Origin of the sequence: Oceanicola sp. 502str15 (assembly GCF_024105635.1) — a bacterium.
Lineage (GTDB): Bacteria > Pseudomonadota > Alphaproteobacteria > Rhodobacterales > Rhodobacteraceae > Vannielia.
The window spans coordinates 910,425-936,357 of the sequence record NZ_WYDQ01000001.1 but is presented as its reverse complement, the minus strand read 5'-3'; the positions used below and the strand labels follow the sequence as shown (position 1 = coordinate 936,357).

At 68.7% G+C, this 25,933-nt stretch carries 10 protein-coding genes and 1 tRNA gene; all 11 read right to left on the bottom strand.

Annotated features, from left to right (window positions below):
- Positions 1–55 precede the first annotated feature (55 nt).
- The 11 genes from GTH22_RS04420 to GTH22_RS04370 all read right to left on the bottom strand — a co-directional run bounded on the left by GTH22_RS04420 (position 56) and on the right by GTH22_RS04370 (position 25,925).
- The gene (locus GTH22_RS04420) at positions 56–17,830 is read right to left on the bottom strand and encodes a leukotoxin LktA family filamentous adhesin (protein ID WP_252943523.1); all 17,775 of its coding nucleotides are present in this window, start codon (positions 17,828–17,830) and stop codon (positions 56–58) included.
- Positions 17,831–17,888: 58 nt separating this feature from the next.
- Entirely contained in the window at positions 17,889–18,440 is a 552-nt protein-coding gene (locus tag GTH22_RS04415; RefSeq protein ID WP_252943515.1) for an invasion associated locus B family protein, read from the bottom strand.
- A gap of 35 nt (positions 18,441–18,475) precedes the next feature.
- Positions 18,476–19,990, bottom strand: a complete 1,515-nt coding sequence (locus GTH22_RS04410; RefSeq protein WP_252943513.1) for a ShlB/FhaC/HecB family hemolysin secretion/activation protein — start codon at positions 19,988–19,990, stop codon at positions 18,476–18,478.
- Positions 19,987–20,514 (bottom strand): invasion associated locus B family protein, encoded by a 528-nt coding sequence (locus GTH22_RS04405; RefSeq protein ID WP_252943511.1) that lies wholly within the window; start codon positions 20,512–20,514, stop codon positions 19,987–19,989. The genes GTH22_RS04410 and GTH22_RS04405 overlap by 4 nt, the downstream gene beginning before the upstream one ends.
- Positions 20,515–20,754: 240 nt before the next feature.
- Positions 20,755–20,831: transfer RNA gene (locus GTH22_RS04400), tRNA-Arg, on the bottom strand.
- A 141-nt stretch (positions 20,832–20,972) separates the two neighbouring features.
- Positions 20,973–22,193, bottom strand: coding sequence for a cysteine desulfurase (locus GTH22_RS04395; protein ID WP_252943509.1), 1,221 nt, complete (start codon positions 22,191–22,193; stop codon positions 20,973–20,975).
- Positions 22,186–22,791 (bottom strand): YIP1 family protein, encoded by a 606-nt coding sequence (locus GTH22_RS04390; protein WP_252943507.1) that lies wholly within the window; start codon positions 22,789–22,791, stop codon positions 22,186–22,188. The genes GTH22_RS04395 and GTH22_RS04390 overlap by 8 nt, the downstream gene beginning before the upstream one ends.
- A complete protein-coding gene (locus GTH22_RS04385) occupies positions 22,788–23,309 on the bottom strand; it encodes a hypothetical protein (protein ID WP_252943504.1) in 522 nt (173 codons plus the stop codon). The genes GTH22_RS04390 and GTH22_RS04385 overlap by 4 nt, the downstream gene beginning before the upstream one ends.
- 13 nt (positions 23,310–23,322) lie before the next feature.
- Positions 23,323–24,630, bottom strand: coding sequence for a Fe-S cluster assembly protein SufD (gene sufD, locus GTH22_RS04380; protein ID WP_371928315.1), 1,308 nt, complete (start codon positions 24,628–24,630; stop codon positions 23,323–23,325).
- Positions 24,630–25,385, bottom strand: coding sequence for a Fe-S cluster assembly ATPase SufC (sufC, locus tag GTH22_RS04375; protein WP_252943502.1), 756 nt, complete (start codon positions 25,383–25,385; stop codon positions 24,630–24,632). The genes sufD and sufC overlap by 1 nt, the downstream gene beginning before the upstream one ends.
- 78 nt (positions 25,386–25,463) lie before the next feature.
- Positions 25,464–25,925 carry a hypothetical protein gene (locus GTH22_RS04370; RefSeq protein ID WP_252943500.1) on the bottom strand — a complete coding sequence of 154 codons (462 nt, stop codon included), beginning with the start codon at positions 25,923–25,925 and terminating at the stop codon, positions 25,464–25,466.
- Positions 25,926–25,933: the final 8 nt, after the last annotated feature.

The following is a 25,933-nucleotide window of genomic DNA, read 5'->3' as shown; positions in this document are numbered from 1 at the left end:
CTGGCCGGGCCCTCCCCGGGGGGGGGAGCGCCCGGCAACGCGGGGGTGGCCCGGCTCAGTCCTCGATGTTCAGCGACAGCTCAAGGCAGGGTTCCTGGCTGTAGCGCACGATGCAGACATCGCCGTTCTCGTCGGGCGCGTTGCCGGTGATGAAGCCCGGCAGGTAGAAGCCCTCGCTGTCGTGCTGCTCGTCGATCTGGCGCAGGTTCTCGGGGTAGGTCACGCCCGGGCGGGTGCCCTTGAAGGTGAAGGGGAAGGCCAGAATGTCGGTGTCCACCCCGACCCCGAAGCCGAAGCCCTGGCCGCCGTTGAGGTCGACCCCGCCGAGGCGGCGGTTGAGCACCAGAACCGAGCCGCCGGAGCCGTCGAGCGGCGAGGTCGGATCGTGGGTGACGAGCACGATCTCGTCGCTCATCCCGAAGGTCATGGCGCCCTCGTTGATCGCCAGCACCTGCACGTCGGCCTCGATGGAGAGTTCGTCGTACTCCACCTGTGCCAGCATGTCGAAGCTGCGCTGGCGGAACCAGACATCGCCGTCGATGGTGACATCCTGCCCGATCAGCGCGGGGCCTGCGTGGGTGAGCTGGCCGGTGCCGATGCGGCCGTAGGTCAGCGTGAGCCAGCCATCGGAGAACTCGCGGTCCACGAGGCGCGGGCGGACGTTTTCGAAGTAGTCCGACATGAACAGCACCGGCCCGTCGCCGATGGACTGCACATCGACCGTATCGGCGAAGTCGCCCGCCGCATCGGTGATGAAGAGGTCGAGCCCGTCGGGCGCGGTGGCGTCGTAGAGGTGCACGTCGAGGTGGTCGCCCAGCAGGTCGATGCTCTGCTTGGCATTGACCAGCCCGCCGAAGACCTCGCTGCCGGTGTTGAAGGCGGTGAGCGACAGCGTGTCGGGCGATTGCGCCTCGCGCAGGCCGTAATAGCTCGGTTCGACCAGTTGCAGGGCAACCTCATCGGCGAGGTCCACGGTGGCGCGGCCGATGATGTTGACGCTGAGGCGATCCTGCGCCTCCAGCGCGAGGTCGCCCGCCGCGCCGAGCACGCCGAGCTCCATGGCGCCGGTGGGCGCCTTGAGCGCGAGGTCGCCGGTGTCGGAGAGCGCGAAGCCCACCCGCAGGTCGCCCGCGGTTTCGGTGTAGCGCAGGTCGTGGCGGGCCAGCAGGTGCAGCGTGGTGCCCGCGGCGGTATCGGCGGTGAAGGTATCGCCCGCCGTGCCCGCCAGCGCCCCGCCGAAGGCGAAGAGCCGCAGGTCGCCGCCGGAGAGCACCGCGTCGTCGCCGCGGATGCTGCCGCCGGAGGAGGACACGATCAGCGGCGCATCGGCGGCGCCGACAAGGCGCTGCACGATGGTGTCGCCGCCGGTGAAGATGTCGATCAGCCCGTCGGTGCCTTCGACCGAGCGCAGGGTGATGCCGTCGACCTCGTTGAGGTGGGTGTCGCCATTGGTGACGATGGCGTCCAGCTCGGCGAGCTGGATCTGAAGCCCGTTCGGCCCGACCGGCGCGAGCGCCCCGAGGCGGAGCGTCGTGAGCGCGCCATCGGTGTTGGCCACGAGCTGGGTGGCGCCCTGACCGGTTGTGACCGAGAGCGTGCCGTCGACCGTGAGGCTGAGGGCATTGGCGGTGCCGTTGGTGGTGACGAGCTGCGCCACCTCCATGTCGGCACCGATTGTGGCGTCGATGGTGCCGCTGCCCGCATCGAGCCGCGTGCCGGCGGCCTGGGTGAAGTCTCCAAGGGTTCCAAAGGTGATCGCGCCGCCGTTCGACAGGATGTTGGCGCGCGCCTCCAGGCTGGTGAGCGCCGCAGTGATCGCGCCGCCCTCGGTGGTGATGCCCGGCCCGGCCAGCAGAGTGAGCGGGGCATCGGTGGAGATGAGATCCACGGCGCCGCTGCCGCCTGCGGTGATCTGCTCGATCTCGGTGGCGCGATCGCGCAGGCCGAGGGTGATCGAGCCATCGGTGGTGCTGGCAAAGAGGCTGCCGGTCGTCACGTCGATCCGCGAGGTGGCGCCGATCTCGCCGGTGGAGACCAGCTCGGTGCGCTCGGCCGCGATCCGGCCCTCGGTGACGGCCTCGGCGCGGAGGCGGAACTCGGCCGCGCTCTCGACGGTGCCGATGGACACGCTGCCGCCCGCGATGATGTCGGTATCGGCATCTTCGTGGGTCTGGGTGACGCTGGTGATGGCGAGGCCGTCGCGCTCGTCGATGAACACCGGCGTCGCCGCATCGCCGGTGGCGGTGATGGAGAGCGCGGTGAGCGCGGTGACGAGGCGCTTGTCGCCCCCGGCCACAGGGCCGCCGGTGGTGAAGTCGACGGTACCGCCGCTCAGGTCGAGGCCGGTGGCGGCGCTCACGTCGATGCCGCTCGGGGTGATGAGGGCCAGCGTGGCGGAGGGGCCGAAGCTGATGGTATCGGCCCCGAGCAGGGACAGCAGGCCGGTGGTTTCGAGGGCCCCGCCCCCGGCGATGGAGGCGCTGGTGAGCCGCAGGTCGCCCTGCGCGCGAAGCCAGGCGTCGCCGGTGGTGGTGGTGAGATTGAGCGCGCCGTTCTCGGCGTCGGTGATCTCGATCACCATGGGCGCGGCCTCGGTGCCGACCGAGCCGCCGCTCAGCAGCAGGTCGGCGGCGCGGATGCGGACGGCGCCGGTGGCGGCGTCGTCGGTGATCGCCCCGACCGCCGTGACCCGGGCGTTGCCGCCCGCGAAGATTTCCTGCACCGGCATGTTGCCGATGGCATGAACGTTCACGTCGACGCCCGAGCGGGCGATGAGCGAGCCGCCCGCGTGGATGTTGAAGGTGAGCGGGCTGTCATCGGTGCCGATGGAGGCGGTGTTGCCGCTCTCGACGATGATGGCGGAGCCTGTGATGGCGGCGGTGCCATCGCGGTTGTCGGTCATCGCGCCGTCGGTGCGGATGGAGATGTCGGCCGTGGTGGTGACATCGGCGATCGACACCGCGGTTTCGGCGGCGAGGAAGATGTCCTGCCCGGCGGAGCTGACCCGCAGGTTGCCCTCGGCATGGCCGTTCACGTCGACGCGGGTGAAGGCGAAGTTCACGTCTTCGGCCTGCTTGACGGTGACGGTGCCGGCGGCGTTGTCGATGATCACATCGGCCCGCTCGGCGGTGGAGAGCACGCGCAGGTTCTCGGCGCGGTCACTTCCGAGAACGAAGTCGGGGAGCAGCTCGCCCACGGCGTCGCGCGCGATCAGGGTGATGTCGCCTGCGGCGGTCACGTTGGCGTCTTCGATCCGCACGTTGGTGTCGCCGGTGCCGCGGATCAGCCCGGCGCGGACCCATTCGTTCAGCTCGTCGAGGGACCATTCGATGCCTTCGGTCACATCGGCCTGATCCTGAAGGGTCAGCGTGTATTCGAAGTTGGAGTCGAAGTCGGTCTCGGCGTTCCACGCGGTATAGAGCGCCTCGCGTTCGGCGATGTAGGCGTCGAGCTGGCCCTGGGTCCAGCCGCCGTCGAGCAGCGCCTGGGCCGTGGCGGCATCGAGGCTGAAGCTCTGCGCCGCGCCGCCATCGGCGGTGCGCGCGGCCCAGTATTCCTGATAGCTGCGCTCGCGCTCCAGCTTCAGAGCATTGGTTTGCGCCGCGCGGCGCTGCGAGGCGTCGGCATCGTCCAGCTCGAGGTCGGTGAGCCAGAGCTCGGCCAACTCCGCCTCGGTGCGACTGTCGCGCAGCTCGATGTCGTTGCGATCGAGGATCGCGCCGGCATTTGCCGTCAGCTCGACACTGGCGGTGTCGGAGGTGACCGTGCGCAGCCCGAGGTCGCCCACGGTTTCCTCGATGTAGATGTCGTTGCGTGCGCGCGCCGTGAGCGAGGCACCGTCCTCGTGGATGCGCAGCGACTGCCCGGCGGAGCCGATCCCGCCATCGGTGGAGCGCAGCTCGATGGAGGAGCCGGTGACGAGCGAGCTGGCGTTCTCGGCCAGGATCGTGCCCTCGGCCTGCAGCTTGACCTGCCCGTTCACGCCGGTGCCGGTGGCGGAGGTGCGGTCGGTGGTGCGGATTTCGCCCACGGTCATGTCGCCGTCGAGTTCGCGGATGCTGATGCTGTCGCGGGCGATGGCGTTGAGCACGGAGCCGGCGCTCTGGTCCACCCGGAAGGCGGTGGAGAGCCCGGCGATCCGGCCACCGAGCGCGTTGACGTCGAGGTTGCCGAGCGTGAGCTGCACCGAGGCGTCGGAGGTGACGACGGAGCCCTGCTGCGAGGTGATCGTGCTGTCGCCGACGCTGTTGTTGACGGCGCCGGTCAGCGCGATGCCGCCCTTGTTCACCACGGTCAGCCCGCCGGTGTCGGCGCCGTCGAAGCTGATCTTCACGCCGTAGTCGGCCTTCAGGCGGTGGGTGTAGAGATGGGTGGCGGTGTGCACCGTCTCCCATGTCGTGACCACATCGCCGATGCCGAGGAAGCGCTTGTCGTCGGTGTTGAAGTTCTGGTCGACGCTCGAATTGGCGTAGCGGTCGCCCTCGAAGCGGTAGGTGTAGGTCGCCGAAGGATCCCGCGCGGCGAGGTAGGTGCCGTTGAGGCCGGGGCTGACGGAGGGCGCCAGCTCCTTGGTGCTGACCTTGCCGGCCCGCGACTTGATGGAGTCCGACAGCGGCGCCCAGAAGTAGAAGGTGGTCTGGGTCTTGGTCGAGGTCTGGCTGACAGACTCGGCGCGGTTGATGACGAGATCTACGTTCTGGGTCGGCAGGTAGGTGCCGCTGCGCCCGCCGTTGGCGGTGCTGGAGCCGACGAGGCGGGTCGGCAGGATGCGGGTGGCATCTTCCACGTCATCGCCGTTGAAGTCGAGCGAGAGCGTGTCGAAGGTCTCGTTGTCGAGCTGCCGGAACTGGGTGCCGATGCGGCGGAACTCGGTGATCAGGAAATCGTTGTTGGAGGTCCGGCGCGAGGTGTCGGTGATGCGCACCACTCCCTCGAGCCCCTGCCCCAGGTCGCCGACCTCGCCGAGGTCGACCCGGCCCAGCTCGATCGGCAGGGCCGAGGCGCTGGTGACGTTGACCTTGCCGAAGCCGTCGAGCGAGCGGATCTCGCCGCCGCCGGTCGAGAAGATCTCGCCGGTCAGCTCGACGATGCCGCCCTGCACCACCATCGGCGAGATCACGATCTTGCCGGTCACGTTGCCGTCGGCATCGGTGCCGAAGGGATCGTATTCGATCTTCACGTTGCTGGTGATGTTGTCGTTGCGCACGACGAGGTCGTTCACCGGCTCGGCGGGATCGTAGAGCAGCACCGAGCCACTGAGCGGGCCCATGGCGGCGATATCGGCATCGAGCCCTGCGCCGATGTCGACATTGTAGCTGCCGGTGCCGGCCTGGATCAGGCCGTTGATGTTGAGCTTGTCGGCGGAGATGTACACGTTGCGACCGGCGCGGATCTGGCCGCGGCGCGGGGCGATCTCGAAGTCGGGCAGCGTGCCGAGCGGGAAGGTGATGGTGCCAACGGTAACCGAGAAGTCCTCGCCTTCGTTCACATCGAGGCTGTAGCCCGAGAAGATGGCCGTGCGGGTAATGTCCTCGACCTTCTCGAAGTAGTCTTCGTAGATCTCGCGCGGGTCGCCATCGACCTCGGTGAAGCCGAGGGTGAAGCCCTGGATGAAGTCGCGCCCGGCGCTGAGCTGGACGGTCTTGGCCGAGATGTCGCCCCGCACGTCGAGGTCGCCGTCGTTGGAGGTGAAACGGGCGATGCCGTCGGGGTTGTAGATGCTGCCGTTCACCACGATCGAGCCGGTGCCATAGGTGACCACCTCGATCAGCGGCTCGCCGGCCTGGTCGCCCGAGATCATGGTGTATTGGCTCGGGCCCGGGCGCAGCGGGTCGGAGAGCGCGGCGATGTCGGCGGGGGTGGTGACGTTGACGTCGTTGAAGGTGATCCGCCCGCCCGCGTTCTCGGGGATGATCATGCTGGAGGTGTTGATGAAGGCATCGCTGTCGGCATAGACGATGATCCGCGCATCGCCCGGCGCATCCAGCGTGCCGGTGAAGTTCTCGCCGTGGACGTAATCGGCCCGCAGGATGATGTTGCCTTCCGAGGCGATGATATCGTCGAGGTCGATGAAATCGGCCGTGCCGCTCAGGGTGGCGGCGCGGGCTGCGAGCTGGTCGCGCTCGGCGGTCCAGGCGGCGACGGCGGCGGCATCCCGGCTGAGCGTCGGGTCAGCGATGAGGTTGTTCAGCAGGGTGATCCGGCTCTGGATCTCGCTGGTGAGCAGCACGTTCTCGCGGACGGTGTAGGTGATGCCCTCGGCCATCTCGTCGGTGTAGCCGTCGCCGGTGGAGGCGTTGGCAAGCTCGTTGTTCTCGTCGAGGATCAGGATCTGGCGGTTGCGCGACCCGGCGCGGACGTAGCCGTTGACGAGGATGCCGTCGTTGGAAGTGCTGGTGGAGCTGCCGCTCTCGATATCGAGGCTGACGGGTTCGCCGCCGAAGGCCTCGCTGATCGCGGATCCGACCTCGGCCAGCGCCTCGCGGTAGAGATCCTTGCCGCGCCCGTAGCCGACCACGGTGTGGCTGCCCTCTTCGGCCAGCAGGTAGACATCGCGCACCGCGACCACCTCCGAGCCGAGCTGGATATCGACGATGGAGGTGGTGTGGGCCGCGGCATCGGCCACCGGGTCGGTCGGGATCGGAACCGCCGTCTTGTTGAACACCCGGGTCTCGGCATCGACGTTGATCGACTGCGCCTGCCCGGCGCTGTAGCCGGCCTGGATGCGGATGTCGTTCAGCGCCTCGATCTTCGCCCCGTTGCCGACCTTCACGCGGTTGTCGGCGTTGTAGGTGGCGTAGGACTGGCCGGTGGCCGCCCCGGCAAAGCCGTAGGACGTGCTGTCGACCTCGGCCTTCAGCGCCGCATCGCCGCCGGAGTAGATCGTGACGTCGCCGAGGCTGGTGATCGTGGCCGCCCCGATGGTGACGGTGGCATCGTTGCGATCCACCGTGACCCGGCTGTTGCCGATCGGAATGGCGATGGCGCCACCGGCATCGAGCTTCTGGCGGTCGGTCAGCGACATGTCGGTGAAGGTGCCGATGTTGAAGACCTGGTTGCCGCCCTGCCCGAGGGTCTGGGTCAGGCGGGCGTTGCTGTCGATGGCCATGTCGGTGGTGGCGCTGACGTTGACGGTGCTCTTCATCGCCGGGATATCCAGCGCGCCGCCGGAACCGGAGGTGATGTTGAACCCGTCTTCCGGGCGATCGACGGCGGTGGTGGCCGAAAGCTGGATGTTGGCCGCCTCGATCCGGGTATTGCCGCCGATGCGGGTTGTGACCGCAGAGGTCGAGTCGGTGTCGGCAAGCGCGCCTGATTTGCCCACGGCGGCGGCGCTGACGGTGTTGACCTTGCCGCCGAGCGCGGCCGACTGGCCGGTGGAAATGCGGACCGTATCGGCCTCGACGCGCACGGTGCCGGTGTCGCCCAGCGTGGTGCTGGTGGAGGTGTCGAGGGTCACGTAGGTTTCGGCGCCCGAGCCTGAGACCAGGCCGCCCGAGCCGGAGTCGGAGGAGGCCGAGGCGTCGGGGGCGTTGGTGGTGTCGATGATCACCTGATCGCCGCCGAGGGTGGCGTTGTTGATCGTGGCCGCCACGCTGGCGAGCCGGTCGGCGGCATCGGCGGAGGCATCCTGCCCGGCCTTGGCGATGGTCAGGCCGATGGCCACCGCGCCACCGGCGCGGCCGGTGCTGTGGGCGTTGGTGGTGACCTCGGAGGCGCCGGTCTCGATCCGCAGGGTGTTTCCGGCGGTGTAGGTGCCGGAATAGGCCGCGCTCACATCGTAATGGGCAAAGGCCGAGGCCACGGCCCCGTTGCCCGCGAGCAGGCCACCCGAGGTGGAGGCGGCAACGGCGACGGCGTGATCGTAGGTGCCCTTGGAGATCCGGGTGCGCAGAGTCACGGTGGTGGCGTCGATCTCGGCATTCACGTCGGTGTCGAGGGTGAAGCCCATGTTGGCGGTCGCGACCCCGGCCCCGATGGCGACCGCGCCGATGGCGATGCCGCGCGCCTCGGCATAGGCGGAGGCGGAGCTTTCGTTGGCCAGCGTGACGGTGCCGCCGACGATATCGGTATTGACCGCGGTCAGAAGTCCGCTGCTGTCGCCGTCGGCAGTGATGATGACCGAGTTGACCCCGGCGGCGATCCCGCCCGAGCTGCCCTCGCCCGTCGCGCTCACGCGGGAGGCGTCGGAGGTGGCCACATCGACGGTTTGGGCGCGCACGCGCAGATCGCCGGAGCCGGACCCGGTGCCCAGCTCGATGGCCGAAACGCCGGTGTTGCTGGCATGGGAGACCGCCACGCCGACGCCGCCCACGGCAGAGACCGAAAGGTTGAAGGTGTTGGTGCTGACGGTGCCGCTGCGATCGGCAGAGAGGTCGACGAGAGAGGCACGGGTGCGGGTCAGGCCGGTGATGTCGGAGCCCTGGCCGACCGACACGGCGGAGCGGCCCGAGAGCGTGGCCACCGACACGCCGACCCCGGCGCTGTAGCCGGCGGAGGCGGCCAGGGTGGCGGCCTTGCTGTCGATGATGTCGCGCCCGGTGATCTCGCCGTTGTTGGCCATCAGGCTGATGCGCCCGTCGGCGGCGATGCGGGTGTTCTCGCCGATCTCCACGGTGGCGCCGGTCGCGAGGTTGGCCACGGCGATGCCGCTGGTGGCGCCGCCGAAGAGGCTGACCGAGCCGCCGCCCGCGACCTGCTTGGCCGCCGTGGTGGCGGAGGCCTCGATGTCGATGGAGCCGCGGCTCAGGAGCTGGGCATTGTCGGCCACGCTCACCTGCACCACGTCCTCGCCCGGCGCGCCGACCAGGTCGATCGACTGGCGGGACGCGACGATCCGGCTCTGGCTGCTCTCGCCGCCCGCGAGGGTGACGAGGTGGCCGGAGGTGTTCTTCTTCTCGTGGCCGGTCTTGCCGCTGTCGCCGTCCTGCTCGGCATCCAGCTCGGTCTGGGCGTTGGCGAGGAACTCGCCGCGCTTGTCGTCTTCCTCGTCCTGCGCCAGGGCGCCCATCTCTAGGATGGAAACCGCCCCGGAGAAGGAGATGCCGCCCGCGCCGATGGCGGCAACCGCACTGTCGACATCGCGCTGCGAGAGCGCCTCGATGGTGAGGTTCCGGGTGGAGCCGAGCGGGTTGGCGAGGCCGGCGGCTGCCGGGTCTGCGTCGAGCAGAGCGCCCTCCCCGATCGACACCCGGGTGGTGCCGGCGAAGTTGACGTAATCGAGCGAGGCCCCGACGCCGAGCGCCCCGCCGCCGAGCGAGCCGGCCAGCGAGGTGATGAGCGCGGTGTCCTTGGCCCGCAGGGTCATGGCGCCCTGCGAGGTCAGGGCCTGGTCGGCGCCGATGCTCACGGCGGTTTCGGCCTCGATCAGCGAGATGTTGGCGGCCAGCGCAAGGGCCGCGCCACCAACGGCGCCCGACACGGCATTGCCATCGGCGGTGAGGTCGGATTCGGCCTCGAGCACCATCGCGCCGCCCGAGGAGAGCCCGCCGGTGCGGGTGCTGTCGCCCTCGCCCACCGAGACGCGGGAGGTGGAGTCGAACAGCGTGACCTGGATGCCGCCGGAGGCGCCGACCGCCCCGCCCGCCGCCGCGCCGGTGAGGCCAAAGCTGTCGCTGTCGACGAGGGTTTCGATGCGCAGGTCGTCGCCCGCCTCCAGTGTCGCACCATCGAGGGTCACAAGCGACTGCGCCCCGATGCGGTTGACCGAGGCATTGGCCGAGACGCCGACGAAGCCGCCCGCGAGGCCGAGGGTGACGGTCTCGAGGTTGGTCGTGGCGGAGCTGTCGAGGATGATGTCGTCGCGCGCTTCGATGAGCGCATCCGACACCGACACTTCGGCAAGGCTGGTGGCCAGCGTGTTGCCGGAGCCCGCGCCCACGCCCGCCTTGCCGCCGATGGCGACGTTGGCGACCACGGCGGTGACCTCGCCGGAGGTGGAAGCCAGCAGCCGGGTGTCCTGCGGCGGGGCTGCGGTTTCGACGCCGATCTCGGCCGCGAGGCCGGTGGCGTCGGGGTTGATCTGCACCAGCGTGCCGTTGCCGGTTTCGCCGATCACCACGCGGGCGCTGTCGTCGATCAGGTTGAAGCTGAACAGCGCCGCCACACCGGCCACGCCGCCCACCGCGCCATTGGCCGTGACCATGTCGATCGTGCTGTCGGCATCGGCGGCGACCGTCACGCCATAGTGGAACCCGCCGTCATGCGCGACGCCGGTATAGCCGAGACCGATCACCGAGGTATTGCCCTCGATGGCGGATTTCACGTTGTTTGCCAGTGTGTTGACCGTCACCGACGCGCCAACGCCCGCCACCCCGCCACCGGCGAAGGTGACCGAGATCCCGGGCGTTTCGTCGGTGCCCGCGAGCAGCGCGATGGTGTTGCTGCCCTTGGCCGCAACCAGCACCGAGCCGGAGGTGGCGATGTCGCTGCCGATGTCGAGGCCGGAGGCGACGGTATCGGTGTCGCGCACCAGCGCCTCGACGGTGTTCTCGGCGGAGTTGCCGATGCCCGAGCCGGTGACGGCGGCGGTGCCCGAGGCCGCGCCCGAAACCGCGTTACCCGAAAGGTGGCCGGTGGAGGTGGCCAGCACCTGCACGGCGCCGATGGCGCGGACGGTGGAGCTGTCGACATCGGCCCGCACGGTCTGGCGGGTGACATTGGTGACGATGCCCACCCCGGCGGCCACCGTGGCGCTGCCCGAGATCGCCCCGGCAATGCCGGTGAGCGTGGGCGTGGCGCTGGCCTCGACCGTGACGGCAGAGGCCCGCGCGGTGGCGCGGCGCAGGGTGGAAGACACCTCGCCATCTGCGATGTTCACCCCGATGGAGCCGGCAAAGGAGCCGCCGGTGCCGCTGCCTGCAACGGCGACGGCGAGGGTTTCGAGGGTCATGGTCTGGTCGGCGGAGATCGAGAGCGTGCCGGCCCCGGAGAGCGGCGAGGTGATATCGGCGGTGCTGTCGGCGGTGGAGACGATGGTGTCTTCGATGGTGGCCGCCCCGTCGTCGGACATGACGTTGACGGCGATGGCCCCGCCGAAGCCCGCGTTGGCCCCTATGCCGACCGAACCTGCAAGCGAGGAGATCGTGCCGCCCTGCGTCACGGTGAGCGCCACGTCGTTGCCCTCGGTCACGAGGGCTGTGTCCGCGTCGGCGGAGGCCCCGGCGATCCGGGCGGAGGCCTGGCGGTTCATCACGTTGACGGTGATCGAGCCGGCCCCGCCGACCGAGCCGCCGCCGCCTGCGGCAACGCCAGCCGTCGAGACCGCGCCGGTCTGGGTGACGCCGAGGTTCACGGCGCCGTCGATGGTGGTGATCTCGCCTGCGGGCAGGATCAGCTCGGCCTCGGCCTTGCCGAAGAGCAGGTTGACCGAGATCCCGGCACCGAAGCCCGCCGACGACACGCCAACGCCGACCGCACCGGCAAGCGAGCGGGTTTCGGCGGTGTCGATGGTGGTGAGGGTGAGCGCGGGCAGCGAGGGGGTGGCCCCGGTCAGCTCGACGCGGGCGCGCACCACGTCATCGGTGTCGAGCGCAAGGGCGAGGTCGCCCGAGGTGACGGAGGTGGAGCCGGTGAGCGTGTCGGCGAGGTCGGTGATGGCCTCGTCGCGGGCATCGACCACGGCCTGCTGGCCGTCGCCGAGGGGATCTTCGCCCGGATCGCCGCCGGGCAGCGGGTCGACCGAGGGAGCGATCGCGCCGGGGCGGCCGATCTGGGTGTAGACCAGCGAGCCCGCGCCGCCTGCCCCGCCCGCGCCCACCGCGCCCGCCACGGCGAGCGCGTCGATGGTGCCGGTCTTGGAGGCGGTCACGTCGAGCGAGGTACCGGTGACGGTGCCGCTGGTGATGAGGTCGGCGGTGACGCCGCCATGCAGCGTGGCAATGGTGAGCGCCGCGCCCACCGCGTTGGAGCCGCCGATGGCGGCGCTGCCCGACAGGATGTCGATATCGCCGGTGCGGGTGGCGCTGATGGCCACGGCGCCGCTGCCGCCGGTGAGCGTGCCGCCCGCCGCCTGGGCGCGGGTGGTGTTGCCGATGTCGCCGATGGCGATGGAGCCGGCAAAGGCGTTGGAGCTGCCCCCCGCGAGGCCGACCGCCATGCTTTGCAGCAGCGCGGTGTTGCTGGCGGAGAGGGTCACGCCCTCGCCCGAGAGGCTGCTGCCATTGGCCAGCACGTTGGTATCATGCGCGATGAAGTTGGCCGCGACGGCCCCGCCGACGCCATTGCCCCCGGCCGAAATCGCCGCCCCGCCCGCGAGGCTGGAGATGGTGGCGCTGTCGGTGGCGGTGAGCGCGAGCGCGCCCGCTGCGGTGAGCGCGGCCCCGGTGGCCGAGACGCCGGTTTGCCCGGTGGTCACGTTCACGGTGACGGCCCCGCCGATGGAGGTGTCCTGCGAGGCGGAAATGCCGACCGCCGCGGTGGCGATCTCGCCCGTTGCCGTGGCGGTGGCGGTGAGCGCCCCGTCGTCGCGGGTCGAGAGGGTGGCGGAATCGAGCACGACCTTGGTGTCGTTGGCGAGCAGCAGGTTGACGGTGGCCGCAACCCCCGCCGCGCCGCGCCCCGACACCGCCGCCCCGCCGCCGAGGCTGCGGATCGTGCGCCCGCCATCTGCGGTGGCAAGGATCGAGGCGGCATCCGTGACGCTGGAGCCTTCGAGCGAGGCCAGCGTTCCGGCGGTGATCTCGTTGACCGACAGGCCCACGCCTGCGGCATTGCCGTCGATCGCGGCCGCCCCGGCCACCGCGATGGTGGTGATCGTGCTGGCGCTGTCGCTGTCGAGGACCACGGTGCCGAGGTCGCCGGTGTTGCCGGTGACGATGGCATGATCGAGCCGGGCCTCGGTGCCCGCCGTCACCACGTTGACGGTGATCGCCGCGCCAACGGCGGTGCTGCGCCCGCCCGCGAGCGCGCCGCCGAGGGCGAAGATGGTGTTGGTCTCGCCCGCATCCACCAGCACGCTGTCGGCGCTGACGCCGAAGTTGGCCCCCGCCGTGCCGAGCACCTGCGCATCGGCCCCGCCGGTGATGGTGTTGACCGAGATCGAGCCCGCAAGCCCGGTCTTGCCGACGCCCGCCGAGGTGGCGAAGGCATAGATCGACTGGGTGCTGTCGGCGGTGAGGCTGAGCGCCCCGGTGGTGACGGAGCCCGCGCCGCTGACCTTGGCCAGCGCGCTTCGGTTGATGTTGTTCACCGCAACGCCGACGCCCACGCCGTAGCCCTGCGTGGCATCCATGTTCACGCCCACCGCGCCGCCGACGCTGACCGTGGTGGAGGTGTCGTCGGCATCGAGCGTGAGCGAGGCCGAGGTCAGCTCGACATCGAGCAGCTCGGCCGTGGTTTCGCCCCCGATCTGAGCCCAGGCCACCGATCCGGCAAGGGCGATATCGCCGCGCGACGTCCCTGCCCCGCCAACGGCGATATTGACCACGGTGGCAAGGTCTTCGGCCTTCACCGTGACATCGCCGGCGTTGATCTCGGCCCCCACGATGCGGCTGCGCAGCTCGCGGTCTTCGACATGGATGGCAAAGGCCCCGGCGAGGGCGTTGGTGTCCTTGCCCGAGCCGAGCCCGGCCGAAACGGCCCCGCCGACATTGACGCTCACCGCATTGCTGCGGGCGGTCACGTCGAGGGCGCCGGTCAGGGTGATTTCGTTCTTGGTCAGGATCTCGGCGGAGGTCTGGCTGTCGAGCGTCAGGTTCAGCACCGCCGCGCCGGAGACGGCCCAGCCCGATTTCTGCTGGCTGCCCTCCTGGTCGGGGGGCGTGCTCACGTCCTGCTGCGCCGTGGCGGCGTCGTTCTCGTCTTCGTCGAACAGCCAGCTCGGGATGATCATGTCATCCTCGTCGTCGTTCGGCGGCGGGGTCTGCTCGGGCTCGGGGTCGGGCTTGCCCACAACCTTGGTGCCCGCGACGCCAACGGCGATGTCGATGGCATTGTTCTCGGCCAGCACGGTGAGGGTGGCGGCGTCGATCACGGTGAGCGAGGCGTCGGCGAGCGTTGCCGTGCGATCCGCCGGGCCGATCCCGGCCCAGACGTTGCGCCGGTTGAAGTTGAACACCCCCGAGGCGCCCACGCCCACGTTCTCGGAGCCGGTGATCGCCCCGGCGCTCGACCATGTGACGGAGTCGTCCGTGGCCGTGACGCGCACGTCTTCGGCGCTGATGGTGGCGGCCTCGCCGATGCGGGCCAGGGTATCTGCCTCGTTGATCTGCGCCGCGACGGATGCGTTCACCGCCACGTCGGCCCCCTGCCCGCCCGAATAGGCGAGGCTGGCGACGATGTTGCTGTTGGTGGCGGTCACGTCGAGATCGCCCGCGGTGACGGTGACGGCGGCGCCGGATTCTACCACGGCGCTCACATCGCTGACGGTGCGCCCGAAGTGGATGCCGCCGCCGATGGAGTCGTTCACCTTGGCCGAACCGCCGAGCGGGTTCTTCTTGGGCAGGTTGGTGACATGCAGGAACAGCGATTCCTGCAGCGCCGTCACGCTGGCCTCACTCGCAAGCGTCACCTGCGCCCCGTCGCGGATCACCGCCTCGGTGGTGTTGTCGGTGTTGAAATAGGTGAGCGTCAGGCCGATGGCGAGCTGCTGCTCTTCGCCCGGCACAACCACCCTGTCGCCGGCCACCGGCGCCTCGCCCTTGGCCTTGCTGTCGGTCGTCAGGTAGGTGAGCGGGTTCACGATGTCGATGAAGCCGGCGAGGTCGGGCGCGGGCGGTGCGGCGGGCTCGGGCGGGTTGGGGGCGCCTGCATCGGAGACCGGGGAATAGTTCGTCACCTGATCGACATAGGTGTCCCACTGGTTGATGAGCGACTGCACCGGGTTGGTGTTGGGGTAGCGGGTGAGCGCGTTGACGTCGAGCGAGCCGGCGTTGATCGTGGCATTGGCCCCGATCTCGGCAATGGTGTTGCCCACCATGGAGGACACCGAAACGTTCAGCATGAGCGCATTGGAGAAGCGCCCGAGCAGCTCGTCTTCGGTTACCCTGTTGTTCGGATTGGCCGCGTTGTGGCGCTCCACCATGTACTGAAGCGCGCGGGTCAGCTTGCCGAAGGCGGCGGAGGTCGAACGGGTAAAGCCACCGCCCCCTTCCGAGCCACGATCGGCAAAGCGGTAGGCCGAGTTCACCGTCACCGCGCTGCCGGTGGCGGTCACGCTGGTGGGGTCGAGATCGAGCATCACCGAGTGATCGTCGAAATCGTGGTAGCTGCCGCCGAGGGTCGCGCGGGTGGTGTCTTCGCTCAGCTGCACGTTGACCGCCACGCCAAGACCGAAATGCGCCGCGCGGTTGGGGTCGGGGGTGCTGCCGGAGGAGCTGTTTCGCAGCGCGTTGGTAAAGCTGGTGACGCTGTTGTTGCTGTTGCGGTGGTTGGCGATGGCGCGCTGCACATTGGCAAGGCCCATGGTGGCGCTGGTATTGTGGGTGACGTCGAAGAACAGGGTCTCGGCATCGAGATCGACCGCATCGCCGGTGACGATGGTGCCGCCGAGCGCGGCCTCGGTCAGCCCCTGCGAGATATCGACCACCACGGCCACCGCCAGCCGCCCCTCGGCGCCGGAGTTGGCCACGGTGCTGGTCGAGAGGGTGCGCCCGGTGAAGGCCCCGGCGTCGAGCCGCCCGGCGCTGTCGATCGAGCCGCCATCGACCACGAGCTGGTTGGCGAGATTGCGCACCGTCACCGCCACGGCCGCGGCGCCATTGGCGATTTTCTTGGCCGCGATGTTGACGGTGTGGTTCTCGGTGGCCGTCGCCCCGAGCCGGACGTTGCCGGCATCGGTGGTGAGAGCGCTGCTGGTGATGTCGACCTGCGACTTGGTGTCGGTCGAGGCCACGGCAACGCCGAGCCCGTAGGCCAGCGGCGAGATGTTCAGCGCCGTTTCGGCGTGGCTGTGGATCACGAGGCTGTCGCTGGCGCCGTCGAAGACGGTGGGGAGCGAGATGCGCATCTGGTAGGCGTTGTCGCCCAGCAGCGCGTCGAACCAGCTGCTCGCGGCCAGAAACTCGTATTCGTCTTCGCGCAGGCCATCGCTCTGGAGATAGCCGTTTTCGGCATATTCCGGGGTCTCGTTCTGCACGCTGGCGCTGATCGGGTCCCAGTTGCCGTTGGCGGTGATCTCGCTGTCGGTGATCGACACCCTGGCATCGGCACTCAGCACCTGCACCTGCACCGGCACGAGACCGTTCACGGTGGTGATGCCGCGCTCGAAGACCTGGGTGACGGTGAGCAGCGTGTCGTCGAGCATCTGCTCGAACTGCGCCTCTGTGGTGGCGCCTTCCAGCTCCTCCACCTGCGTCGCCTCGACCGCCTCGTCGATCGCGCCGAGGCTGTTGGAGGCCTTGGCCACCGCGCTCACAACAACGGTGCCGCCGATGATGCTGGCGCTGCTGATGGTGACCTTGGCCACCTCGGACTCGGGGTTGATCGCCCAGGCGATGCCAGTGTTGGTGTTGCGCGCCATGAGGCCCACGAAACCGCCGCCGTCGGCGCTGGCGCTGTCGGCGCGCAGGGTGGCGCCGGATTTCACGTCGATCTCGCGGGAGGAGATCACCAGATCGCCCGCCGCAGCGGTGGAGGGGGCGCCGGTGAAGGCATCGGCCGCACCGGGGCCACGGGTGGAAATGCCCGCGCCGGTATCGACTGTCACCTTGGTCAGGCCGCGAATGCCGATCGAGCCGCCCCCCGTCGTCAGATCGCCGGAGACGGTCACGTTCTCGCCGAGCAGGAAGCTCTCGCCGCCTGCCCCGGTGTCGATGTTGCCCTGGGCGTCGGTCACGTCGCCGACGGCCCGCAGGGCAAAGAAGCCGCCCGAACCGGCACTGGAGCTGGCGGTGACATCGAGTGCCGCCTCCATTACCGCGGAGCCACGGGTGAACATCATCACCGAGCCCGCGTCGCCCGCGCCATTGCTCACGTCGATGCTGGCGCCAAGGGTCATGTCGCCATCGGCAATGCCCTCGATCAGCCCGCCATGGGGAAAAGTCCCCGCGGTATCGGCCTTGGCGCTGACCTGGCCGCGCACCTGCATCGCCCCGCCCGACACCAGCCGGATCACCCCGCCCGCGCCGATCTGCACGCCGCCCGCCGTGGGCACGCCCTCGACGTTGACGGCCGGGTCGATCCGCCCGGTGGACGTGTTGCTGCGCACCGTGATGCGCCCGTCCACGATCATCCGCAGGCCCGCGCGCATGTCGAGCCGGGTGGCGTTGATCTCGCCCAGCATCTGGATCTCGGAGGCCGCGTTCAGCGGCTCGCCCCCGGCAAAGAGCGTCTGTGTCGGGTTGCCCAGCACCGAGCCGCCGTTGGCCTCGGCTGTGAGGTCATCGACGAAGCCGCTGGTGGGCGTGGTCAGGGTCAGGTTTCCGGCGTTGATGACACCGCTGCTCGACACCACGAAGCCGTCGGCGTTGACGAAATAGACATTGCCGCCGATCACGCTGGCCCCCGGAATGCCGACCCGCGCATTCACTATGCCGTCGATCTGCGAGGGGCCGCCACTGCGGATGATGTTGACCAGCGCGGTCGAATTGACCGGCTGGAACAGGTCCACCGTGGTCGTGTCGTTGACGTTGAAGGATTCGAACTGGTTGTAGGCGGTGGAGCCGCGCACGTTGCTGGTTTCGACGGTGACGGCACCGGAGGGGGCGGACACCGAGGTGCCGCTGCCCGCCACCGCCACGACCTGCCCCGTCGCCGGGAGCACCTGCATCGCCACCATCGAGACCGAGCCGAGCAGCCCGGCAATGGTGCGGCGCGGGAACGGCCAGCGCTTGTGCGCAGTCGGCGCCGCCGCTGTGCTGGGTCTGCTGGTCCGCTTGTCGTGGCTGGTCATGGCTACCGCCCCTTTAATTCCGTTCCGGGCGCAACGACCTCCGCCGCGCCCGAAGTGTTCAACTTGCGCTGTCGCGCAACTTCTGCACCGCCTCGGCGAAGCGCGAGATATCGACCCGCAGCACCACCGGCTCGCTCTCTGCCGTGGGCCGGAACCCGAACAGCAGCGCCTCTTCCTCGGCAAACACCGCCAGCTCCTCCTCGCTGAGCGGCGCGGCGGCCTCGCAGACGTTCTCGGCGCAGCGTTGCCAGATCATCTCGCGCTGCTCCTGCGCGTCATTGCCGGCAAAGCGGTAGACCGCGCCGCCGGGCAGGTAGACACCCATCGGCACCTGCGCGAGCAGAATGGCCCCGTCGGACACCGGCAGCGCGACGAAGCGGGCCACGAGCTGCCCGCTCTCCTTCAGGCGCTGCTCCTGCACGAGGCTGCAGGCCGTCTTCTTGATGGTCACGGCCTCGCAGCTCACGATCCAGTCGCCGAAGGCGGTGTTGTTGCCCACATCCTCGCTCGGCTCGGCGGCGGGCTCGGTGGCCTCCTGCGCCAGTGCCGGTGCCGAGCTGGCACAGAGCGCCATCGCAAGGGCTGCGGCAAGGTTGGCAATCGGTTTCATAGGCTCATCCACTTCGTTCACGTCCTTTGGTGGCCTCAGAAATTGTAGTCGAGGCCAAGATAGAATTTCGGTTGCCCGGCCTGGTCGAAGCCGAGGGTGTTCTTCATCGGCACCCCGACCATGGCCAGCACATTGGCCTTGCCGATCTGGATCGAGGCGCCGCCGCCGATCGAGGCCAGCACGTCCTGCTCGCCGTCGATCCCGCCATCGGGGCGGAATGGCACGATCAGCGCGGCGTCGACGAAGGCGAAGGGGCTGATCTTCCACTTGGGCATGTTGCGCGGGGTGTAGGGCTTGCGTGAGGAGACCTGGAGGTTCACCAGCACACCGGAGTCCCCGGCGCGGATGTCGTTGGGATAGCCGCGCACGGTGCCCACGCCACCCACGGTGAAGAGGCGGGCCACCGGGAGGTTCTCGCCATGGGCATATTGGTAGCGCAGCGCCCCGTTGAACATCAGCCGGTCGTTGATCGGGCCGGCATAGGTGCCCTCGCCATAGATCAGCCAGTAGTCGCCCTCGGTCTGCGAGGTGCCAAGCGCATCGGCCTGGCCGATCCGCAGCCCGGCGCTGAAGCCGAGGGTCGACTTGTCGAAGCGCCGATTGTAGCGGGCCGTCATGAAGACATCCCAGAGCTGCACATCGGCAAAGGTCAGCCCGTCGATGGTGGATTCGGTGCTGTCGAAGGTCACGCCGCCCTCGAACAGCCAGTAGCGGTCGGGCCGCACCCAGGCCGGGCGCCGGTACGACAGGCTGCCGCCCAGCGAATCCGACACGATGCTGACCGGGGTGAACTCGCCGCCGATGATCGAGGATTGCGAAAAGCTCAGCGTCGCCACCACGCGCCCGCCCCCGGGCCCGACCGGGCGGGAATAGCCCAGCGACGAAGACTTGGCCCCCTGCGAGGCCTGGATCTGGAACGACAGCGTATCGCGCACGCCCGTCACCGAGGACCAGCGCCCGAAGACCGTGGCCCGCGCCTCGCCGGTTTCGGGGCGGCCGAAATTGTCGACCGAGGCGGTGATCGCAAAGCGCTTGGGCTCGTCTGCGGTAACGATGGCCCGGGTGGTGCCAACCTCCCGGCCCGGCCCGAAGCTGAGCTGGGGCGAGATGTCATGGGCGATGTCGAAGACCTGAAGATCACGCTCGATCCGGTCGAAATCGGGCTTCTCGCCCGAGGGCAGCGAGATGTTGCGCCGCAGGAACCGCTCGGAGGTGTTGCTGAGCCCGACAAACTCGACATCCTCGATCTCGGCCTCGATCAGCGACACCTTGAGGATCCCGTCGCGCACCTCCTGGGGCGGCAGGATCGCCTGGGCGGTGGGCACCCCGGCGGCGTTGTAGAGGCCGTTGATCTCGGCCAGCATCTGCTGAAGGTCGGCGAAGGTGATCGGGCGGCGGATGTACTTGCCGGTGACATCGGCGATCACGTCGGGGTGGAGATAGGCCGAGGCCTCTACGGCAACGCCCTTGATCTCGAAGGTCTGTGCCTGGGCGGGCTGTCCCGCAAACAGGGTGAAGGCGAGGATCAGGGCGGCGAACAGCTGCTTCATTCCACGCCCTCCGCCGCAGCGCCGAGGGCCGCCGTCAGCCCCATCAGCGATACCTCATATTCGATCGGCGGCGCGGTGGACGACGGGCGATAGCGCAGCCGCGCGGCACGGGCACGCTTCCAGCTGGTCAACTGTCGCTCGGAAATGCTGACGCGGGCGTCGCAGGCCTGATTGGTGCAGGTGAGATAGGTGGCCTCGGCGATCTTCTGGCCCGGCACCGCCACGAAGAGGCCCGAGGCAAGGTGCACGCCCGGGGGCACGAGGATCTGGACCGGCAGCTCTCCCGCCGCCTGCCCCGGCTGGACCCGCAGCGTCGAGAGCCACGTGCGGTCTTCGGCAAAGCTGGTGATCGAGGCCGTGCAGGCCCGCCCCTCGCCCGGGCAATCGACGCGCCAGTCGGTGAATGTCTGCTCGGCCGCAACCGCCTGAGACGCCTGCAAGGCAGCAAGCGCCAAGGCCCCCACGGCAAGGCCCCACGACCACCGTCGCGAACCGCCGCTGTCGCCACTCATATCATTGCGCATCTGCGCATCCCCTCCGGCACCGGTAATCTCGGCGCCCATTCCCGCTTCCAGGTGCCAGGATCATCCCCGCCCGGCACGGCCAAACCAGCGTTCAGCCGGAAAGATCTTTTCAATAAAAAGTGTTATTTGACATACTGAACATCGCAACCAGTTCGATTAAGCACCGATAGCGGACCCAACGTCAACCTCAACGGCCCGCCGCAGGGCAGATTTCGGGGGCGTTCGGAGCAGGGAAATCTATGGCGGACCCAAGAGGATTCGAACCTCTGGCCTCTGCCTTCGGAGGGCAGCGCTCTATCCAGCTGAGCTATGGGTCCACGCAGGCGTCCGTATAGCGGCCCTGCCCCGGCCTCGCAATCGGGAATTTGACGGCAGGCCTGACCGGGTGGCGGAGGGCTGCAAGCGGCGCGGTGACGGGGATTGGCGAGGCGTTTTCCGGCCCCGCGCGCCCCTCGCCGTCAGGCGAAGAGCTCGTGGCAGAGCTCCAGCGCCGAAACCAGCCGGTCGACCTCTTCCTCGGTGTTGTAGAGCCCGAAGGAGGCGCGGCAGGTGGCGGTGACGCCGAGGTGCTCCATCAGCGGCTGGGCGCAATGGTGGCCGGCGCGCACGGCGACGCCGCGCTTGTCGAGCACGGTCGAGATGTCATGCGCATGGCCCGCACCTTCGATGGTGAAGGAAAAGATCGCACCCTTGCCCGGCGCGTCGCCCTGCACGTTGAGCCAGTTCAGGCCGAAGAGCTTGGCGCGGGCGTAGTCGCGGAGGCTGGCCTCGTGGGCGGCGATGTTCTCCATGCCAAGGCCCATCATGTAGTCGAGCGCGGCGCCGAGCCCGATGGTGGACACGATGCCCGGCGTGCCGGCCTCGAACTTCATCGGCGGGTCGGTGTAGCTGACCGCCTCGCGGCCCACCTCGCGGATCATGTCGCCGCCCCCCATGAAGGGGCGCATCTCGGCCATCCGCTCCTTGCGGATGTGGATCGCGCCGGAGCCGGAGGGGCCATAGAGCTTGTGGCCGGTGATGGCGTAGAAATCGGCGCCGATCTCGTCGACGTTGACGGGCATGTGCACCGCCGCCTGCGAGCCGTCGACCAGCGTAGCCACGCCCTTGTCGCGCGCCGCCTTGCAGATCGCGGCCACGTCCACCACCGTGCCGAGCACGTTGGACATGTGGGTGATGGCCACGAGCTTCGTGCGCGGGCCGATCGCGTCGATCACCTTCTGCGACGGCAGGCTGCCGTCGGCCTCGGGCTCGACCCACTTCAGCACCACGCCTTGCCGCTCGCGCAGGAAGTGCCAAGGCACGATATTGGCGTGGTGTTCCATCACCGACAGCACGATCTCGTCGCCCGCTTCAAGGCGCGGCGCGGCCCAGCCGTAGCTGACCAGGTTGATGCCCTCGGTGGTGCCGGTGTTGAACACGATCTCCTGCTCGTCACCCGCGCCGAGAAAGCGGGCGATCTTGCCGCGCACCGCCTCGTAGTTGTCGGTCGCGAGGTTGGAGAGGTAGTGCAACCCGCGGTGCACATTGGCGTATTCCATCTCGTAGGCCCGGGTGATCGCCTCGATCACCGCCCGCGGCTTCTGCGCCGATGCGCCGTTGTCGAGGTATGTCAGCGGCTTGCCGTTCACCTCGCGGGCGAGGATCGGAAAGTCGGCGCGGATGGCGGAGACGTCATACATTGGGCGGGGTTCCGGGGATGGTGACACCGATGATGGTGAGAATGATCGACAGGCCGATGATGCCCCCGATCATGGTGAGGATGATGCCCAGAAACACCAGCGGCGGCTTGGTGAAGCCGTGCAACTGCGTGGTGAAGCTGGTCAGCAGGTAGAAGAAGACGAAGACGTTGAACAGCATCACCCCGGCGGCGAGGCCGGGGAAGATGAGGATCAGCAGGATCTCGACGGCCTGAAGCACGATCAGCGCAAACTGGAGCAGCGCCATCAGCAGGATCGCGTCTTCCAGCCGCCCGGTGCCGCCGAAGGCGCGCCCGACCCAGTGCAGGCCGAAGACCATCAGCACCAGCAGGCAGCCCTGGATCGCGCCCAGCAGCATCGGGCTGAGGGCCAGCGCCGGGGCCAGCGCCCCATCGGCGGGCACATCGACCGGGCCGAGCATGAGGCCGAGCAGATGGGCGAAGATCAGCTCGATCACCAGCACCAGCGCAAAGACCTGCCAGGCCACCGCCGAGGTCAGCTGGAGCGATTGCACATGCGCCATCGCCTCGCGCGGGCGGCGGGCGGTGAGCTGCATCAGGGTCAGTAGGTTGGAGCTCATGGGGTCGCCTTTCCGGCTTCGGGGCCAAACTCGGCCTCCACGAGGCACAGCCCCCAATGCACGAAAAACCCGATGACCACCACGGCCCCCACCAGCGTTGCCTCCGGCCCATCGCCGATGAACCCCCGGGTCAGCCCGTAGAGCAGCATCAGCGGCGACACCACCAGCACCGTCCAGAACAGCGCCAGCCTTGCGCCATAGCCGCTGCCGCGCCCGCCGAAGGGCTTGAGCGCGAGATGCGACAGCAGGGCCAGCAGGTAGAACACGATGGGCATGATGAAGAGCCAGGCCAGCAGGGTGCCGCCGATCAGCATCTGCAGCGGCTGTTCGGCCTCCGCGCCGAGGGTCTGCAACTCGGCATCGCGGGCAAGTCGCGGCCACTGCGCGATGAAGATCACGAGGCAGCCCGCCATCAGCAGGATCAGCGCCCTGTCTTCGCGGGTGCCGGCCGCAAGCATCCGGCGCAGCGTGACGCGCGGCGCACGCCAGCTGGCCAGCATGTTGGTGGTGACAGCCACGCGCCCTGCCCTCTCAGCCGCGATGCCGCTGGAGCCAGCCGGCAAGACGCTCGGTCAGCTCCCCGGCAAGATCCTTGTTCTCGATCTCTTCGATGGCCTCGGCCACGAAGGCCAGCACCAGAAGGCTCTGCGCCTCGGAGCGCGGAATGCCGCGGGAGAGAAAGTAGAACAGCGCATCCTCGTCGATCGCGCCGGTGGTGGAGCCATGGGAACAGGCAACATCGTCGGCGTAGATCTCGAGTTCGGGCTTGGCGAGAAACTGGCTGTTGTCGTCGAGCAGAAGCGACTGGCTGATCTGGTAGCCATCGGTCTTCTGCGCGCCCTCCTTCACCAGGATCTTGCCCTGGAACACGCCCTTGGCGCCGTTGCGCAGCACCTTCTTGAAGACCTGCCGGCTTTCGCAGTTCACCGCGTCATGGGTCACGAAGACCGTATCGTCGTGGTGAAAGTCGCCATCGCCAAGGCAGGCCCCGGCGATATGGGCCACCGCATCGTCGCCGGTGAACTCGATCACCGACTCGTTGCGCGTGAGCACCCCGTTCACCGTGAGGGTGAAGCTCTTGAACACGCTCTCCTGCCCCAGCCGGGCAAAGATATGCGAGGCGGCGCGGCGCTCGTGGTCGCGGCCTTGGGCGCGGATGTGGTGGAAGGCGCCGGTATCGGCCACGTCGACCTCGAGCACCTTGTTCAGCCGGGACGCGGCGGGGCCGTTCTCGAGCAGGGTCAGCTCGGCGCCCTTCTCGACCTTCACCACGTGATGCAGGATCACGTCGGAGTCGGTCTTCTGGTGCAGGTAGGTGATGTGCACCGGCTTCGACACCTTGCCGGTGGCACGGATCAGGATGCCGTCGCTGGCCAGCGCGGTGTTGAGCGCCGCGAGCGGGCGGGCAACCGGGCACTGGCCACGGGTTTCCAGCGTGCCGTAGAGGTGCTGCGCCCAGTGGATATCGGCCTTTTCGGCCTCGGAAAGACGGGCGATCTCAAGCCCTTCCCCCTCAAGGCTGTCACTCGCCCCGGCGTCGAAGACGCCATCCACGAAGGTCAGGTGCAACCGCTCGACGCCGCCGAAGATCAGCGTCTCCTGCGGATCGAAGGTGGCGGCCTCCGCCGGCTCGGGCTGGCTCAGGCTGGTCGGGTCGGTGAACTTCCAGTACTCGTCGCGCCGGTGCGGCAGGCCGAGGTCGATCACCCGGCTCAGCGCCGCCTGGCGCAGCTCGGCAGACCACCCGGATGCGGCGGGCATGGGCGTTGCGGCCAGCCGGGCCTCGGCCTGGGCGCGGCGGTCGGCGGCCATCACTTCCTTGCGGGATTGCGCTGCCATCAGGCCATCTCCGCCAGAATGTCGGCATAGCCGTTGTGCTCGACCTCGAGCGCCAGCTCGGGGCCGCCGGTCTTGACGATGCGGCCATCGGCCATGATGTGCACCACGTCGGGTTTGATGTGATCGAGCAGGCGCTGGTAGTGGGTGATCACCAGAAAGCTGCGGCCCTCGGAACGCAGCGCGTTCACCCCATCGGCCACCAGCTTCATCGCGTCCACGTCCAGCCCCGAGTCGGTCTCGTCGAGGATGCACATCTTCGGCTCCAGCATCGCCATCTGGAGGATCTCGTTGCGCTTCTTCTCACCCCCCGAGAAACCCATGTTCACCGGGCGCTTCAGCATCTCGGCGTCGATCTGAAGGCTCTTGGCCTTGGCGCGGACCTCCTTGAGGAAATCGGTCGCGCTCATCTCCTCCTCGCCCCGCGCCTTGCGCTGCGCGTTTACGGCAGTGCGCAGGAAGGTCATGTTGCTGACGCCCGGAATTTCGACCGGATACTGGAACGCAAGGAAAAGCCCGGCTGCGGCGCGCTCTTCGGTTTCCATCTCCAGCAGGTCGGCGCCCTCCATCACGGCGGACCCATCGGTGACCTCATAGCCCGCGCGGCCCGAGAGCACATAGGAAAGCGTGGACTTGCCCGAGCCGTTCGGCCCCATGATGGCATGGACCTTGCCGGTTTCGACCGTGAGGTCGACACCCTTGAGGATCTGCTTGTCCTCTTCTTCAAGTTTGACGTGCAGGTTTTTGATTTCGAGCATTTTTCTACCTTTGCATACCGAATGGCCCGACAGCCCCATTGGGCGCCGGGTGCGTGAGAAACCGGGCAGTTGCCCCGGTCAGAAGAACGAGAGGTCGTAGCCCGCGAGGATCAGCGAGACATATTGATCGTTGAACAGAGCTGTTGCGAGCCCCGGCGCGACCTCGGGCAGGAAGCTTTCCAGCAGCCCCATGCCGAAGACCCCGGCCACCACGCCGCCCATGCCCGGAAAGCCCTTCACCGAGAAGGTGGTGATCAGCAGGTAGGCCGCCGCAAACACCGCGACCGAGCCGATGAAGGAGCCCTCGCCGGTGATGTAGGCCATGGCGTCGCCGCCGAGCCAGAGATGGAACTCCACGATCGAGGCAATCAGGTTGGCCACCACGCCCACCAGCAGCCCCAGCGCCACATCCAACGGCCCCGGTTCGCGGGGCCTGCGCGCGGGCGCGCTCGGCGCGGACGCCCGGGCCATCGGTGCGGCCGCAGGTTCCGGCTGCGTGTTCAGCCGGGCAAGGCGTTGCTGGAAATCCTGCTGAGACATGCCGCGCG

Coding starts and splice junctions, on each gene's coding strand:
- GTH22_RS04390 (WP_252943507.1), bottom strand. CDS start 22,791: ATGAGCTCCAACCTACTGACCCTGATGCAGCTCACCGCCCGCCGCCCG.
- GTH22_RS04420 (WP_252943523.1), bottom strand. CDS start 17,830: ATGACCAGCCACGACAAGCGGACCAGCAGACCCAGCACAGCGGCGGCG.
- sufC (WP_252943502.1), bottom strand. CDS start 25,385: ATGCTCGAAATCAAAAACCTGCACGTCAAACTTGAAGAAGAGGACAAG.
- GTH22_RS04405 (WP_252943511.1), bottom strand. CDS start 20,514: ATGCGCAATGATATGAGTGGCGACAGCGGCGGTTCGCGACGGTGGTCG.
- GTH22_RS04410 (WP_252943513.1), bottom strand. CDS start 19,990: ATGAAGCAGCTGTTCGCCGCCCTGATCCTCGCCTTCACCCTGTTTGCG.
- GTH22_RS04415 (WP_252943515.1), bottom strand. CDS start 18,440: ATGAAACCGATTGCCAACCTTGCCGCAGCCCTTGCGATGGCGCTCTGT.
- sufD (WP_371928315.1), bottom strand. CDS start 24,630: ATGGCAGCGCAATCCCGCAAGGAAGTGATGGCCGCCGACCGCCGCGCC.
- GTH22_RS04370 (WP_252943500.1), bottom strand. CDS start 25,925: ATGTCTCAGCAGGATTTCCAGCAACGCCTTGCCCGGCTGAACACGCAG.
- GTH22_RS04395 (WP_252943509.1), bottom strand. CDS start 22,193: ATGTATGACGTCTCCGCCATCCGCGCCGACTTTCCGATCCTCGCCCGC.